Annotated in this window: 9 protein-coding genes; 6 read left to right on the forward strand and 3 right to left on the reverse strand. The window is 43.6% G+C overall.

Features of this window, described 5'->3' with window-relative positions:
* Nucleotides 1-136 precede the first annotated feature (136 nt).
* Entirely contained in the window at nucleotides 137-3052 is a 2916-nt protein-coding gene (gcvP, locus tag PZB74_RS11445; RefSeq protein WP_302236056.1) for an aminomethyl-transferring glycine dehydrogenase, read from the forward strand.
* Nucleotides 3053-3106: 54 nt separating this feature from the next.
* Here gcvP and PZB74_RS11450 read toward each other — a convergent pair whose 3' ends face one another.
* Both PZB74_RS11450 and PZB74_RS11455 read right to left on the reverse strand, forming a co-directional pair.
* Nucleotides 3107-3361 (reverse strand): hypothetical protein, encoded by a 255-nt coding sequence (locus tag PZB74_RS11450; RefSeq protein ID WP_302236058.1) that lies wholly within the window; start codon nucleotides 3359-3361, stop codon nucleotides 3107-3109.
* A 37-nt stretch (nucleotides 3362-3398) separates the two neighbouring features.
* Complete coding sequence (locus PZB74_RS11455) at nucleotides 3399-4559, reverse strand: MFS transporter (protein ID WP_302236060.1); 1161 nt, start codon at nucleotides 4557-4559, stop codon at nucleotides 3399-3401.
* Nucleotides 4560-4860: 301 nt separating this feature from the next.
* Between PZB74_RS11455 and PZB74_RS11460 the strand changes: the two genes are divergently transcribed.
* Together PZB74_RS11460 and PZB74_RS11465 are read left to right on the forward strand one after the other, a co-directional pair.
* Nucleotides 4861-5883: a GntR family transcriptional regulator gene (locus PZB74_RS11460; RefSeq protein ID WP_302236062.1), complete on the forward strand. Its 1023-nt coding sequence runs from the start codon at nucleotides 4861-4863 to the stop codon at nucleotides 5881-5883.
* 132 nt (nucleotides 5884-6015) lie between these two features.
* Nucleotides 6016-6846 (forward strand): restriction endonuclease subunit S domain-containing protein, encoded by an 831-nt coding sequence (locus PZB74_RS11465; RefSeq protein ID WP_302236063.1) that lies wholly within the window; start codon nucleotides 6016-6018, stop codon nucleotides 6844-6846.
* 86 nt (nucleotides 6847-6932) lie between these two features.
* On the opposite strand, the gene PZB74_RS11470 is transcribed toward PZB74_RS11465, so the two are convergent.
* The gene (locus PZB74_RS11470; protein ID WP_302236065.1) at nucleotides 6933-9326 is read right to left on the reverse strand and encodes a glycoside hydrolase family 95 protein; all 2394 of its coding nucleotides are present in this window, start codon (nucleotides 9324-9326) and stop codon (nucleotides 6933-6935) included.
* 460 nt (nucleotides 9327-9786) lie between these two features.
* Here PZB74_RS11470 and PZB74_RS11475 point away from each other — a divergent pair, with 460 nt between their 5' ends.
* From PZB74_RS11475 to PZB74_RS11485, 3 genes are all read left to right on the forward strand, one after another.
* Nucleotides 9787-10392: a sigma-70 family RNA polymerase sigma factor gene (locus PZB74_RS11475; protein WP_302236067.1), complete on the forward strand. Its 606-nt coding sequence runs from the start codon at nucleotides 9787-9789 to the stop codon at nucleotides 10390-10392.
* A gap of 84 nt (nucleotides 10393-10476) precedes the next feature.
* Nucleotides 10477-11505, forward strand: a complete 1029-nt coding sequence (locus PZB74_RS11480) for a FecR family protein (RefSeq protein ID WP_302236069.1) — start codon at nucleotides 10477-10479, stop codon at nucleotides 11503-11505.
* Nucleotides 11506-11644: 139 nt separating this feature from the next.
* The gene (locus PZB74_RS11485; protein WP_302236072.1) at nucleotides 11645-15109 is read left to right on the forward strand and encodes a TonB-dependent receptor; all 3465 of its coding nucleotides are present in this window, start codon (nucleotides 11645-11647) and stop codon (nucleotides 15107-15109) included.
* Nucleotides 15110-15125 lie beyond the last annotated feature (16 nt).

The following is a 15125-nucleotide window of genomic DNA, read 5'->3' on the forward strand; positions in this document are numbered from 1 at the left end:
AAAAACAATTAAATCCAAAACTACTTATAGCAATCTGTGGCATAGAAAATTAGCTTACTAACTGAATATAAAATATTTACACCCCCAAAAGCTTAGGCCAATGGGAATTAAATACGAATAATTATTTCTGTAGTCCATGAAGATAAATCTTTCATCTCCTACTACCTTTGAGCACCGCCATAATGGTCCCCGCCCGGAGGAAATTCAAGAAATGTTAAGTGCCATCAATGCCTCTTCTCTGGAAGAACTGATTGATGAGACTATACCCAAAGCCATCCAGTTAAAAAAGGCTCTGAAATTGCCGGAACCTAAATCTGAATACGATTTCCTACAGTCTTTTAAAAAGCTGGCTGCTCAGAACCAGGTGTTCAAATCTTATATTGGCATGGGCTACTACGACTGTATCGTACCATCGGTAATACAGCGAAATATCTTAGAAAATCCTGGTTGGTATACCGCATACACACCCTATCAGGCAGAAATTGCCCAGGGACGTCTGGAGGCACTCATCAATTTCCAGACTATGGTAATGGACCTTACCGCTATGGAACTTGCCAATGCCTCTTTACTGGACGAGGGTACTGCTGCTGCGGAAGCCATGAGCATGTTTTTAGGATTAAGAAAAGGAGCCAAGAAAAAAGCACAAACCTTCTTTGTAGACAGTCGCACTTTTCCTCAGACGCTGGATGTGCTTAAGACACGTGCTCTTCCTATAGATGTAAAGCTGGTAATTGGTGATTTAAAAGACCTTGACCTTAGCGACGAAAATCTTTTTGGCGTACTCCTTCAGTACCCTGATGCTGATGGAGCAGTAAAGGACTACAGTACGCTGATAGAAGAAGCACATAACAATGATATTCGTGTAGCTGTAGCCGCAGACTTGCTCAGCCTTTGTTTGCTTACCCCTCCCGGGGAGTTAGGTGCCGACTGTGTGGTAGGAACCAGCCAGCGTCTGGGTGTGCCTATGGGGTACGGTGGTCCGCATGCAGCTTACTTTGCTACGCGAGAAGCGTACAAAAGGCAGATTCCTGGCAGAATCATTGGAGTATCGCAGGATGCCAATGGTAAAAAAGCTTATCGTATGGCTTTGCAAACCCGCGAGCAGCATATCAAAAGAGACAAAGCTACTTCTAACATCTGTACCGCCCAGGTACTATTGGCAGTAATGGCAGGTATGTATGGCGTATATCATGGACCTAAAGGGATGCGTAAAATTGCTGAGCGTGTACATGCTATGGCTGTTTTACTAGAGAAGGGCTTGAGTAGCCTTGGCTTTGCGCAGACTAATGAAGCGTATTTTGATACCTTAAAAGTAAAAGTTGAGGATAAAGCCCTCTTACAAAAAATCGCGCAGGTGCAGGAAGTGAACCTTCGCTATTTTGAGGATGAGTATGTGGGTATTTCAGTAGACGAAACAACCCGTCTGCATGATGTACAGGCTTTACTGGAAATATTTGCTCAGGCAGCAAACAGGGAACTTACATTTGATCTGCTTACAGAAACAGAGGCTATTACCATTAACTGGCCGGAAAACTTACAGCGTAAATCAGACTATTTGCAGCATCCGGTATTTAATATGTACCATGCCGAGCATGATATGCTGAGATATATCAAAAGCCTGGAAAACAAAGATCTTTCTTTGGTACACTCCATGATATCGCTGGGGTCATGTACCATGAAGCTTAATGCCGCCACTGAAATGATGCCGCTGAGTTGGCCAGAGTTTGGTGGCTTACACCCATTTGCTCCGGTAGAGCAGGCACAAGGCTATCAGAGGCTTTTCAAAGACCTACAGGCATGGCTGAGCGAAATCACTGGTTTTGCCGAAGTTTCTTTGCAGCCGAACTCAGGTGCGCAGGGCGAGTATGCCGGACTAATGGTCATCCGTGCTTATCATGAGAGCAATGGCGAAGGGCATAGAAATAAAGTGCTTATTCCGACCTCAGCACACGGTACCAACTTTGCCAGCGCTGTAATGGCAGGTGGAGAAGTAGTACTGGTGAACTGTGATGAAAAAGGAAATATTGATCTGGATGACCTGAAGGCCAAAGCTGACAAACACAGCGAGCAGCTTTCTTCGCTCATGGTTACCTATCCGAGTACTCATGGTGTGTTTGAAGAAGAAATTATGGAAATCTGTGATATCATCCATCAGCATGGAGGGCAGGTATACATGGATGGCGCTAATATGAATGCTCAGGTGGGGCTTACCAGCCCGGCTAATATTGGAGCTGACGTATGCCATTTGAATTTACATAAAACTTTCTGCATACCTCATGGAGGTGGCGGACCCGGTATGGGGCCTATTGGAGTGGCGGCACATTTAGCCCCCTTCCTTCCCGGTAATCCTATCGTAGAAGTAGGAGGGGAGCAGGCAATTCACGCTATTTCTTCTGCCCCTTACGGGAGTGCCAGCATTCTTACCATCTCTTATGCTTATATAGCGATGATGGGCGGCTCTGGACTTACCAATGCTACCAAAATGGCAATACTGAATGCCAACTACATTAAGCAACGTCTGGACGGACATTACTCAGTATTATATACCGGAAAAAATGGCCGCTCAGCTCACGAGATGATTATTGACTGCCGTGAGTATAAAAAAGTAGGTATAGAAGTAGAAGATATTGCCAAGAGGTTGATGGACTATGGCTTCCATGCGCCTACTGTATCCTTTCCTGTAGCAGGTACCATGATGATTGAGCCTACTGAAAGTGAGTCCAAAGCTGAGCTAGATCGCTTCTGCGATGCGCTCATTAGCATCCGCGAAGAGATTAGAGAGGTAGAAGAAGGAAAAGCAGATAAGGTAGACAATGTACTTAAAAATGCACCTCATACTGCTGAAATTGCCCTTAACGATGATTGGAGCTTTAGCTACAGCCGTGAAAAAGCAGTTTACCCTCAATCTTTTGTGAGAACTAACAAATTCTGGCCTTCCGTAAGTCGTATTGATAGTGCCTACGGAGACAGAAACCTGATGTGTAGCTGTATTCCTATGGAAGCCTACCAGGACGCAGAAGATCAGAAAGAAGAGGTAGCGGATCTGGCTTAAGCTAATATTCTTAAAATAGATATGAGAGGCTTTACCGATAAGGTGAAGCCTTTTTTATTTGAAGATGCTATGCTTGTTTTTAACTATCCAGTTAATCAGAAAAAAGAGTAGCAAAGCGCTGCATACCATCGCCAGTATCAGTAAACTAACGTACGCATTGCCGAGTCCGAAAGTAAGCTCCACCTGCTCCATCTCCTGTGCAAGTGCCTGAAAGCCAAAGGCCAGAATCATTAGCCAGGGTAGGGAACTGATAATCAATACACTCACCACCAATACGATGAGGATAAGGAGGTTTTTAATTTCATCCATTTTTAGGAAGTTCAGGCTTAGGTAGTTGCCTGTTAATTTAGTGTTTTCGCTTCACTCTTGCACTCAATAAGATAATACCGATGCCCAGCAGAGAAACTATTGCGAAAGCCCAGCGTAGGTTTGTCGCTTCAGAGATATAACCTATAGCCGGAGGACCAAACAGAAAGCCCAGAAAGCCTACGGAAGATACTGCTGTAATAGCTGTGCCGGGGGCCATGGTACTGGTTTTTCCGGTTTCTCCGTACAGTAAAGGTACAATGGTTGATACGCCTAAACCTACCAGCATAAAACCTAAAGTGGCCGCTACAATATTAGGCAAGGCTACTGCCAGCCACAAACCACATACTACCAGCAATCCATTAAGTTGTATCATAGTAAAGGTACCGAGCTTGCTGGCAAGTTTGTCACCTACAAAACGTGCGGCTGCCATACAGCACATAAAGGCTACGTAGCCTATCGCTGTGTAGGAGTCAGGCACTTCCACTACTTTCTTAAAATAGATACCACTCCAGTCAAACATGGTGCCTTCGCAAATCATACCACAAAAGGCAATAAAGCCTAAACCTAATAGCTGCCGGTCGGGCATAACAAACACCTTTTGTTTCTCCTGACTCGTGCTTCTGTCAGCAAGCGTATAGCGGTATGCTAGAATTAGCAGGCCTAATACCAATACTCCAATGACACAGAAATGTATCCAGGGAGCTATTTTTAGAGAGATAAAAAGCGCGCCGATAGCCGCTCCTGCAAAACCTGCCAGGCTCCACAGTCCATGAAAAGAAGCCATAATAGAGCGTTTGTACATCGCCTCTACCGCTACAGCCTGTGTATTGACTGCTACATTAATCAGGTTACCGGAAAGTCCGAAGAAAAAGAGTACAATCATCAGTTGCCAGCTGTTGTCAGCCAGCCCTATAAAGGGCAAAGTAGCTATATGAAAGAGCGTAGCCGCTACCAAAGTAATCTGACTACCTAGCCGGGCTACTGCCCAGGCAGAAAAAGGTAAACCCAGCAGTAGGCCTAATGGTAAGGCAAAAAGCACACTCCCCCAGGCACCATCGCTAAGACCAAGCTGTCCCTGAATATTAGGGATACGGCTGGCCCAGGTAGAAAAAATAACACCCAGAATAATGAAAAAAGCTCCTACTGCCTGTCGGTAGCGCTTAGGAGAAGGAGCAAGGGTAACAGTGTTAGATATCATATCATTAACTTCTGTTTTTCAACAGGCGCAAATAAATAGTATTTTGTGCGTTATTCTATGCTCATACTTTGAGAATAGACTTTATGTTTTGGTTAAAAATTTAGTAAAGTTCAACTTAGGTAGGCCTATAATTCATACTTTGATAAAGAATGTGTAATAGAAGATGAAAAAAATAATTGTATATTATATATTATGAAAAAAAATGCCTTTCTGTTGTTAAAATAATAAGATAAAATAATAAGAATAGAAGAGTGCTAAAAACAACCTATACGACTAAAAAACTAATAATCACAACCTAATCATGCCCACCATTAATTTCACCCAGATTCAGGAAGACTCCCGAACACCGAAGTATGAGCAGATTATGAATCTCATTAAATCGGATATAGAAAATGGTATTTTCAAAAGGGGAGAACGTATTCCTTCCATAAATGAAACCAGTGAGGATTTTCTGATTTCTCGCGATACCGTAGAAAAAGCCTATACCAAGCTAAGGGAGTTAGGAATTATTAAATCGGTTCCTGGCAAAGGCTATTATGTTAATTGCGACCAGCCCATAGATACTATCAGGGTACTGTTAATTATCAACAAGATTAGCGCGCATAAAAAGAAGATTGTGCAGGCTTTTGTAGAAACGCTGGGAGAGCAGGCAAGTGTAGAAACCTGTGTGCATCATTACAGCACCGAAATGCTCAAGCGTATTCTTGACGAAAATCAGGGCAATTATCATTACTACGCTATAATTCCCTGCTTCAAGGACTTCTCAGAAGAAACCGTAAAGGTGATTTCTTCTGTGCCCAACGATAAACTTTTACTCATTGATAAAGATGTAAAAGACCTTAAGGGCAAGTATAAAGCAGTTTCTGAAAATTTTGAAAATGATATTTACGATGTGCTGGCCTCTGCTATGGATAGGTTAAGTAAGTACCAGCGTATCAACCTAATTTTTCCGGACGGAAACCAGTACGTGCCTGAGATAATGGCGGGCTTTAAAAAGTTTTGCGCAGAGTACCATTATGAGTACTGCATCACCAACGTATTTGATGCGGATATGGTAAAGCCTCGTAGTCTGTATATCGTGATTGAAGAAGATGAGCTGGTAAATATTATTAAGTACTGTAAAAATAATCAGCTGGAGATTGGTAAAGACGTAGGCATTATCTCATACAATGATACGCCCATCAAAGAAGTACTACATGATGGTATTGCAGTTATCTCTACAGACTTTAAGAAAATGGGAGAAAGTGCTGCCCGCCTGTTACTGGAAAAACGCACCGAAAAGCTTAACAATCCGTTTTATATGATTCGGAGACCTTCATTTTAGGTGAAAACTTTTACTTTTTATCAGTAAACCTGCCCCAAAGGCAGGTTTTTTTATGCGAAACATCCATATAAAAGGGTTACATCCAAAGCTATAGCCTGTACCAAAGAGCAATTCACCTTAAACCACATGCTCATGGAAAAATTTTTTCAACCCCACTACAAAAGCCTGCTAAGCTTGTTACTGACCATCGGTATTTTTGCCGGCTGTACTAAAGATGAAGAAGCACTTGTACCTGAGATGACAGATGATACTCAGGATCAGAAAGAGCTGCAACTAGAAGCTCCTACGCTGAGTCTGGTACCACCAAGCACCAAAGAGGTCCTGGAAAATGCCGACAATCTAAGATTTCCGGAAGGTAAGTCTTCGTCTGATAATGCACGAACTTCCGCAATTGGAGTAATAGACTATGTAGACTTTAACGACCCTGCGGCCCTATCTATTATTCCTGATTATGCCAGTAGTACTTTTGCTACTTACCCTTACTACATACAAAAAGTAGGTAATGCATGGGTACATGTGAAGGAAAACAATGGCGCTGGATATAATCCGGCATTTACCAGTAATTACCAACATTACCATCTAAGTTATCAAAATTTTGTACCTTGTATTACTAACGGAGGGCAGTTTGGTAAGCCTACTGGTAGTGGATGTGCCAGTATTAATCCGATTAACGAGCCCCGACTTGTGAACTCACATCATGGTACGCAGTGGCTCAAGATTTATGCTTATGACTACAATAGCTCTCAGCGTACTTTTGACCTACTGGGCATAAAAGTAGTCAATGGGCCTATACAGTTATGGTTTAAAAAGAAAGGAGGAGGCTGGTGGAGATGGTCAAGTCTGGGTGTGGGTACCTGGAACTTATCTTCTTATTCAACCGAAATTACACAGGTGCTCATCTCTGGTACCGGAAGCGCCAGTTTCGCTTTTGACAATGTCAAAGTTAAAATGCCTTACAATTGATTTAAATTAGGAAGTAGTTTTTGTTCATGTAGTGTAGTTAACAGCATCAGGGTCGTTTCTCCTCTGATGCTGTTTTTATATCTTTCTTATAGTTGTAGGGTTTTGGCCAGGTCGTAGGTTTCACCTTTTTGTGTGCTCAACTTTACCTCCTTACCCTGATATTTGAGTACACACTCACCACCGCTATGGGATGTAAGCTTGCCTCCGGTAAGTGACTGCCCTTTCCAGTTCAGATCTACTTCAAAATTACCTCGTGCTTTTAGGCCACTTACTTTACCTTCTGCCCAGGCCGAAGGAAGTGCCGGTAGAAGTTCTATCAATTTGGTATGGGATTGTATGAGCATTTCGGCTATACCCGCAGTGCTTCCCATATTGCCATCCAACTGAAAGGGGGGGTGTGCACAAAGCAGATTGCTATATGAACCTCCACCATCGCTCATATTATAACCTTTATCAGTAACCGGGGTCAGTACGTTTTTAAGGAGTTGGTGTGCTCTTTCTCCATCTTTTAGACGAGCCCAGAAGTTGACTTTCCACGCCAGTGACCATCCGGTACCTTCATCGCCGCGGGCGTTGAGGCTTACCTGTGCAGCTTTTGCCAGCTCTGGAGTTTCTTCTACACTAATTTGTTTGCCAGGGTGGAGCGCAAACAAATGAGATACATGGCGATGCGTATTTTTAGGGTCGTCTACATCTTCGTTCCACTCCTGCAACTGGCCCCAGCTACCAATTTTGGCTGGCAGTATCTGGTCACGTATCGCAATTGCTTCAGCTTTAAATTCACTTTCTATGCCCAATACTTCGCAAGCCTGAACGCAGTTGTTAAGTAGGTCCCAGGCAAGCTGATGATCCATAGACGCTCCGGTAGATATGCCCCCATGCTCAGGAGAGTAAGAAGGGCTGGAAACCAGGTAGCCATCAGCATCTTCAGTAAGGTAATCTATCCAAAACAAAGCAGCTTCTCTCATTACCGGAAAAGCTTCATCACGTAAGTAAGCCTGATCCTGAGTAAACGCATAATGCTCCCACATATGCTGAGCCAGCCAGGCCGCTCCTCCCGGGTAAAAGCCCCAGGGGAATCCCCAGCCGGGAGCTGTATAACCAAATGGGTTATTCATGGTATTGACTATCCAGCCGCGAGTGCCAAAGTGCTCTTTAGCTGCCAGTTGCCCCGGCTCTACCAGGCTAGCAATATAGTTGAGTAATGGCTTATGGCATTCAGATAGGTTACTCACTTCTGCCGGCCAATAGAGCATTTGTTCGTTAATGTCAAAGTGGTAATCGTTGGCCCAGGGAGGGTTAGTGCTATTGTTCCACTTACCCTGTAAGTTGAGGGGCATGGTGCCAGGGCGAGAGCCGGAGATCATCAGGTAACGGCCATACTGGAAATAGAGAGCTTCCAGAGCTGGGTCAGCTTGTCCTTCCGCATAAGCTATTTGTCTTTCATCGGTAGGTAGGTGCTCATTACTTTGTAGTCCCAGCTGTAGTTGTACCGCCTGAAAAAGGGGTTTGTAGTCTTGCTGCTGTTCTTGCAGAAGTTGTTCGTAGCTCAGATCCCGTACAGCTGTTAAAGTACGCTGGTTAAGGGCTTTATAGTCTCTGTCCTTATAGTCTGGAAACTCGGGCAAATAATCGGTAGCCGCAGTATGAATAATGGTAAGCGAACGGGCACCTTCTACTACTGCTTCCCCCTCCCGGAAATTGATTTTACCTTCCGGACTTTGTATAAGATAGCTCATTTCATAGCGCATACCATTATCTTCTACTTCACCCTCAAAGCTATAAGTATTGTCTACGAATTTGTCATTGATCTTTTGATGTGGAGTCTCGTATCGGATGCGGTATGTATTACCTTTAGGGTCAGAGTTAGTAAAATGGTAGATCATCACTCTTTTAGGGTATAGACCAAAAAAGCTGCGCGTATGCTCTACATCACCCTCTTGGTAGCTTACGCTGCCTACCCCTTCGTTCAGGTTAAGTTCACGCTGATAAGCGGTAACCTTTTCCTTGTGCTGTACTTTAACAAAGAGGTCGCCCATGGTTTGCTGAGAACCAAAATCTCCAAAAGACTGCTCAGAACCTTCTTTTTTATGTATTTCTCCGGAAAGCTCCCGGCTGGCCAGTTGGTGGGCTTCGTCAAACTTGCCCTCTGCAAGCAATGCTCTTACCTGAGGCAGAAACTGTGCAGCCCCTTTTTTGATCCCAAAATTGTAATCGGGATGAGCACCGGGCCCTCCGGCCCAAAGCGATTCTTCCGTAAACTGAATCTGCTCCTGCTCTACCTGTCCGAAAAACATAGCACCCATATAGCCATTGCCTATAGGTAAAGCCTGAAGCATCCAGTCTTCAGCAGGTTCGTCGTACCAGAGTTTTAGAGGGTTTGCATCTGTTTGTTCTTCGCTTTGCTCACCTACCATAGGGTTACAGGCAGTTAGTAAACTAGCGCAGATTGTAAGAGAAAGCAAGTACAGTTTATACATGAGGCTTTAAATCTTAAAAGGTAAATATTCGTGACAACACAAGCATATGAGGTTAGAGAGATACAACTAAATGTTGAGGTTCATTTTTATTAAAACAGTTAGCAAGGCCGCAAGAAAATTAAAAAACCATAGATACTAGCTTTGTGTACGTATATCAATAAAGATACATGCAAATAATTATACAAAATTTGCCAGCGCATAAGTAGAAACAAAGTAGTGGATGTGAGTGAGCTAAATGAAACTTTGAAAAAAGATAGTCAAACCTTAGGTAGTATGTTTTGCTTATGTGTCTTTTTTATTAAATGAGTAAAAGCATAGTAGATGAAAGCAATATTTTTTGCATATTCAGTGAAACATTTTGCTTTTGCGAATAAGACAATAAGTAGAGGTAGTAACAATCAATGTCTGCTACAGCGGATTGTACATCCTTCTACTATCCATCAACCTAAGACTACCCAAAATGAATGTACCGGAAACCGAGAGGGAAGAGGAAAAAAAGTGGGTTTGCGATATCAGAAAAGAAGACAAAAAAGCATTTAAAGCTGTGTATGATCGCTACGCAGACAAAGTGTACTATCTCTCATTAAAATTTCACCTAACAGAAGAAGAAGCAAAAGAAATGGTGCAAAGTGTTTTTTTGACACTTTGGGAAAAACGTGCCCACCTTCAGGAACATTTGTCTCTAAATGCTTTTTTGCTAACTATTACTAAAAACAGAATTCTCAACCTACACAAAAGAAAAGCAGTAGAAATTGCCGGAGTGCGGACTTACCTCAGGCTTAGAGATGAGGCCTGTACAACAACCGAAGATTATGTACTCTTTTCTAATATGGAGGAGCATACCCTGCGGTTTATAGACTCATTGCCCCCACGCAACCGACAGATATTTTTGCTTAGCAGAAAAGAGGGGCTGGATAGCGATACCATCGCCCGGCAATTAAACCTATCTAAAAGAACAGTAGAAAACAACATTTATCAGGCAGAAACGGCCATACGTCATTTTTTGAGTAGAAATAAAGTGCTGGAAAAGAGCATATTGTTTTTTATCGCCTGGATGGGCTTATAAATAATAATTTTTTTTTCTCGGCAACAGAGTAAACAGCAGGGCTGAATTGTATACAGAATACAACTACCTAAAACAGCACTGCTCATGGATCACAGACTTCTGGAAAGCTTTTTTAATGGTGAGTGCTCTGCCCAGGAGCAGCAAAAAGTGCTTGAATGGTATCTTTCAGGTAAGGCAGACCAGGAGCTGGCAGAGAAAATAGAAGCCTACTGGCAGGATGGGTGGCAGAAACAAACCAAAGACTGGACTAAAGATGCACTGTATAATTCCATAGAAAGCAAGCTTGATACACGTAATGATAGAAGCTCTTCCAACTCCAAAAATGTGGGTAGCGGACGTATACAAGCATGGCGTTATGCCGCGGTAATAAGCTTGTTGCTTGCCTCCTTTGCCTTGCTCTATTTTCAGTTTCTGCGTACAGAAGGACTATTCCTGAGCGAAGAAGTTAGTACGGATACCAGCAATAAACCGTCCCTGATTAGTAAAGAAACCTCCCGTGGAGAAAAGCTTAGCATCCGGCTCAGAGACAGAACTATGGTAAAGCTTAATGCTGAGAGCCGTTTATGGTATACCGCTACTTTAGGCGATAGCGTTAGAGAAGTTTTTCTGGAGGGTGAAGCTTTTTTTGATGTAGCGGAAGACAGCACCCGCCCATTTCTGATACATACCGGAGAGATTACGACAAGAGTAGTAGGGACTTCATTCAATATTAAGGCATTTACAGATGAGGAGCAGATTGCTGTGTCGGTGCTAAGCGGCAAGGTACAGGTTTCTAAAGGTAATGATGTCGGTAAAGCGCCTGTTCATCTGGTGCCCGGAGAGCAGGCAGTGTATACTCACCTGGATACCAGCCTGGCCAAGCAGCGATTCAGTTATCAGGATGTATTGTCCTGGAAAGATGGTACACTCTACTTTAAAAATACCCCTTTTGCTGAGGTAGTACAGAGCCTGGAGCGCTGGTATGGAGTAGATATCGTGGTACAGAAGCAGGGCATAGAAAATGGTTTTAGTGGCTCATACACCAAACGATCGCTGGAAAGCGTGCTGGAAGGTATGAGCTTCGTACTGGACTTTGAATACGAGATACAAGAGAATCTAATCATCATCAAATAGAGCGCCTATGTAGCACTTCTAAACTAATACAAAACAAGGAAGCCTCCAGGAGGCAACCCACTACCTTCTCTGTGCAAAGCTTGGGGTAGTAGCTACATCATTTGCATAGACTAATGTAATCAACCTAAACTATTGAAGCATGAAAATTAAACTATTACCAAAACCACTCACAATAGTCAGATGCTTGCTGCTGACTGTACTGATCCATGCTTATTTTGTGCCTACGCTTAAGGCCAGTGTCAGTACCGGACAGGAGAAAAGCATAGAAGAAATTTTTGTGAAAATCAGGCTGGAAGATGCCAGCTTAAGAAAAACGCTTACCACCATTGAATTTAAAACTGACTTCCGTTTTGTCTACAATGAAAAAATACTGAAGAAAAAACACAGTATTAGTGTGAATAGTAATTCTCAGTCTTTAGGAGACATTTTGAGAAGTATTTCGCAACAGACCCAACTCGCGTTCAAGCGTATGGGCGACAATATTCATATCAGCGATAAAGAAAGCAAAGAACAGGTAGAAGAGGTACTGGGAACAGTGCCACAGGTTGTAGTTACGGGTACCGTCACTTCCTCTACTGATGGCTCCGGTTTACCAGGGGTAAACGTATTGGTAAAAGGGACTACCATTGGTACTGTTACCGATATTGATGGAAAGTACAACATCAACGCGCCTGACGAAAACAGCATACTCGTTTTCTCTTCCATAGGCTTTTTGTCGCAGGAAGTTGCTCTGAACGGTAAAACAGTGGTAGATATTAGCCTAGAAGAAGACGTACAGTCTCTGGAGGAGATCGTAGTTATTGGGTATGGAACACAGAAGCGCTCTGACCTGACAGGAGCGGTAGGTTCAGTTAATGTAGAGCAGTTGCAACAACGTCCGGTGCCTTCGCTCAACCAGGCCCTGGCGGGCAGAATTCCCGGGGTGCAGGTTAATGTAAACTCTGGCCGCCCCGGAGGAAAGTCTAATGTGCGTATCCGCGGGTTTAGCTCAATCAACTCTTCAAACAACCCGCTATATGTAGTGGATGGAGTACAGCTTCCCATGACAACCCAGACCCAGCGCAGTCAGGCTATTGACTATATCAACCCTAACGATATTGTATCAGTAGAGGTGCTTAAAGATGCTTCCTCAACAGCTATCTATGGTGCTCGTGGTGCTAACGGTGTTATTTTGATTACTACCAGAAAGGGTAAGTCAGGAGAAGGTAAAATATCTTATGGAGTAGATTTTAGTACCAGAACTTATGGCCCCAATAAGCCGGAAGTACTCAACACAGAGCAGTATCTGGAGGTAGAGGAGCTAGCCTGGAGAAATATGGAAAAATTTGACCCTGTAGGCTGGGCCGAAGGCAAGTGGGCATACCTCAACCCCGCATTAAAAAGAACTGATCCCAGAATTTTTGATAGCAATGGTAATCCCTATTACGATACCGACTGGATTGAAGAAACTACACAAAGTAAGCTTTCTCAAAACCATCAGCTGAATTTTAGCGGAGGTACGGATCGTACTACCTACTCACTTTCTTTAGGCTATCAGGATATCAACGGTCTTTACCTTACCTCCTTCATGACGCGGTACTCAGGCAGAGTAGCGGTAGATACTAAAGTGAAAGACTGGCTGACAATAGGTACTACCCTTAACTACAATTATCAGTCAGAAAACAATGTAGACTACAACGACCAGATACCACGCCGCATGGTAGAAGATTTTCCTTTTTTGCCGGTATACTACGAAGATGGTACTTATGCTGATAATCGCGACTATCCTTTTGCAGAAGGTACGCGTAGCTCTGTGCACAATCTGCTGGAAAGAGATTATATCATCAATACTCAGACCATGCTGGCATCTGCTTATGCCAATATCAGCCTGTCTGAAAACCTGGAGTTTAGAACTGTGCTGGGGAGTAATGTAGTTACTCGCGAAACCAACCGTTATGAGGGTAGAACAATACAGGAAGGTGATCAGGGTAGAGCCTGGTTGGATAATGACCGCTCAACTTTCTGGTCTTTTGAAAACTACCTGACTTACAAAAATACCTTCAACGAGATCCATTCATTTACGGGTATGTTAGGAATCTCCTGGCAGGAAAACAAGTTTTTTGGAATGAGTGCAGAGTCCAGAAGGTTTGCTACCGACCACTTTCTATATAACAACATAGGTGCTGGTAGTAATAATCTGGGCGTGGGGTCTTCAGCCAATCGTGAAGCGCTCAACTCTTACTTTGGTCGCTTAAACTACAGCCTGATGAACAAATACCTACTGACCTTTACAGGGCGTATGGATGGTTCGTCTAAGTTTGGAGAAAATAATAAATACGCCTTTTTTCCTTCGGCGGCTCTGGCCTGGAGAATTTCGGAAGAATCTTTCCTGAGTAATAACAATCTGATCTCTAACTTAAAATTGAGAACCAGTTACGGGCTTACTGGTAACTCTGAAATTCCTCCTTACTCTGCGCTTTCGCTCCTGAGTTCAGGTTATGCGGCAGTAATTAATGAGTCAAGATTTGGAGGTACTGGTATACTTCGTCTGGCAAACCCCGACCTGCGTTGGGAGAAAACAGCTCAAAGCGACATAGGAATAGAAATTGGACTGTTTGAGGGTAGAGTGGCTTTTGAAGCAGACTACTACTATCGTAAAACTACCGATATGCTGCTGGATGCGCCTGTACCTCAGACTAGTGGGTACGCAACCATTCGCCGTAATGTAGGCTCTATGGAAAATAAGGGAGTGGAGTTAGCCCTGAATACCGTAAATGTGGCTCGCAACAATTTTGAGTGGCGTACCACTTTCAATATTTCATTTAACAGAAACAAAGTGCTGGAACTAGCTACGCGTGCGCCTATCTTTGGGGTAGGTGGTCCGGGTATTACTAATGAGACCAGCATCATCACCGAAGGTGAATCTGCCAGTTCCTTCTGGGGGCTTAACCGCCTTGGCGTCTGGAGTACCGACGAGGCTGCGGAAGCCGCTGAATTTACCAGCTACCGTAATGGACTTACCATACTGCCCGGCGATATCAAATACGAAGATGTAAACGGTGATAAAGCTATTACCGATGCAGACCGTATGATTATAGGAGACGGAAGCCCCGATGGCTGGGGAGCATTTATCAACAACTTTAGGTTTGGCAATTTTGACCTGTTGGTAGATTTACAGTTCTCTTACGGGAATGACATCATGGATATGAACCTCCACTCCAGCGAAGACCGCCAGGCGCTGGCTAACAGCTATACAACAGTGCTGAATGCCTGGACTCCAGAGAACCAGAATACCATGATTGCCCAGATTCGTGATACCCGTGCCGGATATGTTACTAACGTAGATTCACACTGGGTACAGGATGGCTCATTTATCAGGGGTAGAAACCTGCTTTTGGGCTATAACTTCCCTAGCGCTCTTACGGAGCGGATTTTCCTGAGCAACCTTAGGTTGTACGCTTCTGTGCAAAACTTTTTCCTGATTGTTGATGACGAAGTAATTGGTGATCCAGAAATTACCCCGATTCGTGGTGGAGTAAGCAATAATGTTTTCTCACAGGGCATGAAGTGGCATGAGTATCCTAAGTCTACTATCTACACACTGGGACTTAAGGTAGACCTGTAAATTATTAAAAATTAAA

The organism is Porifericola rhodea, from assembly GCF_030506305.1.
In the GTDB taxonomy this organism is placed as follows: Bacteria; Bacteroidota; Bacteroidia; order Cytophagales; family Cyclobacteriaceae; genus Catalinimonas; species Catalinimonas rhodea.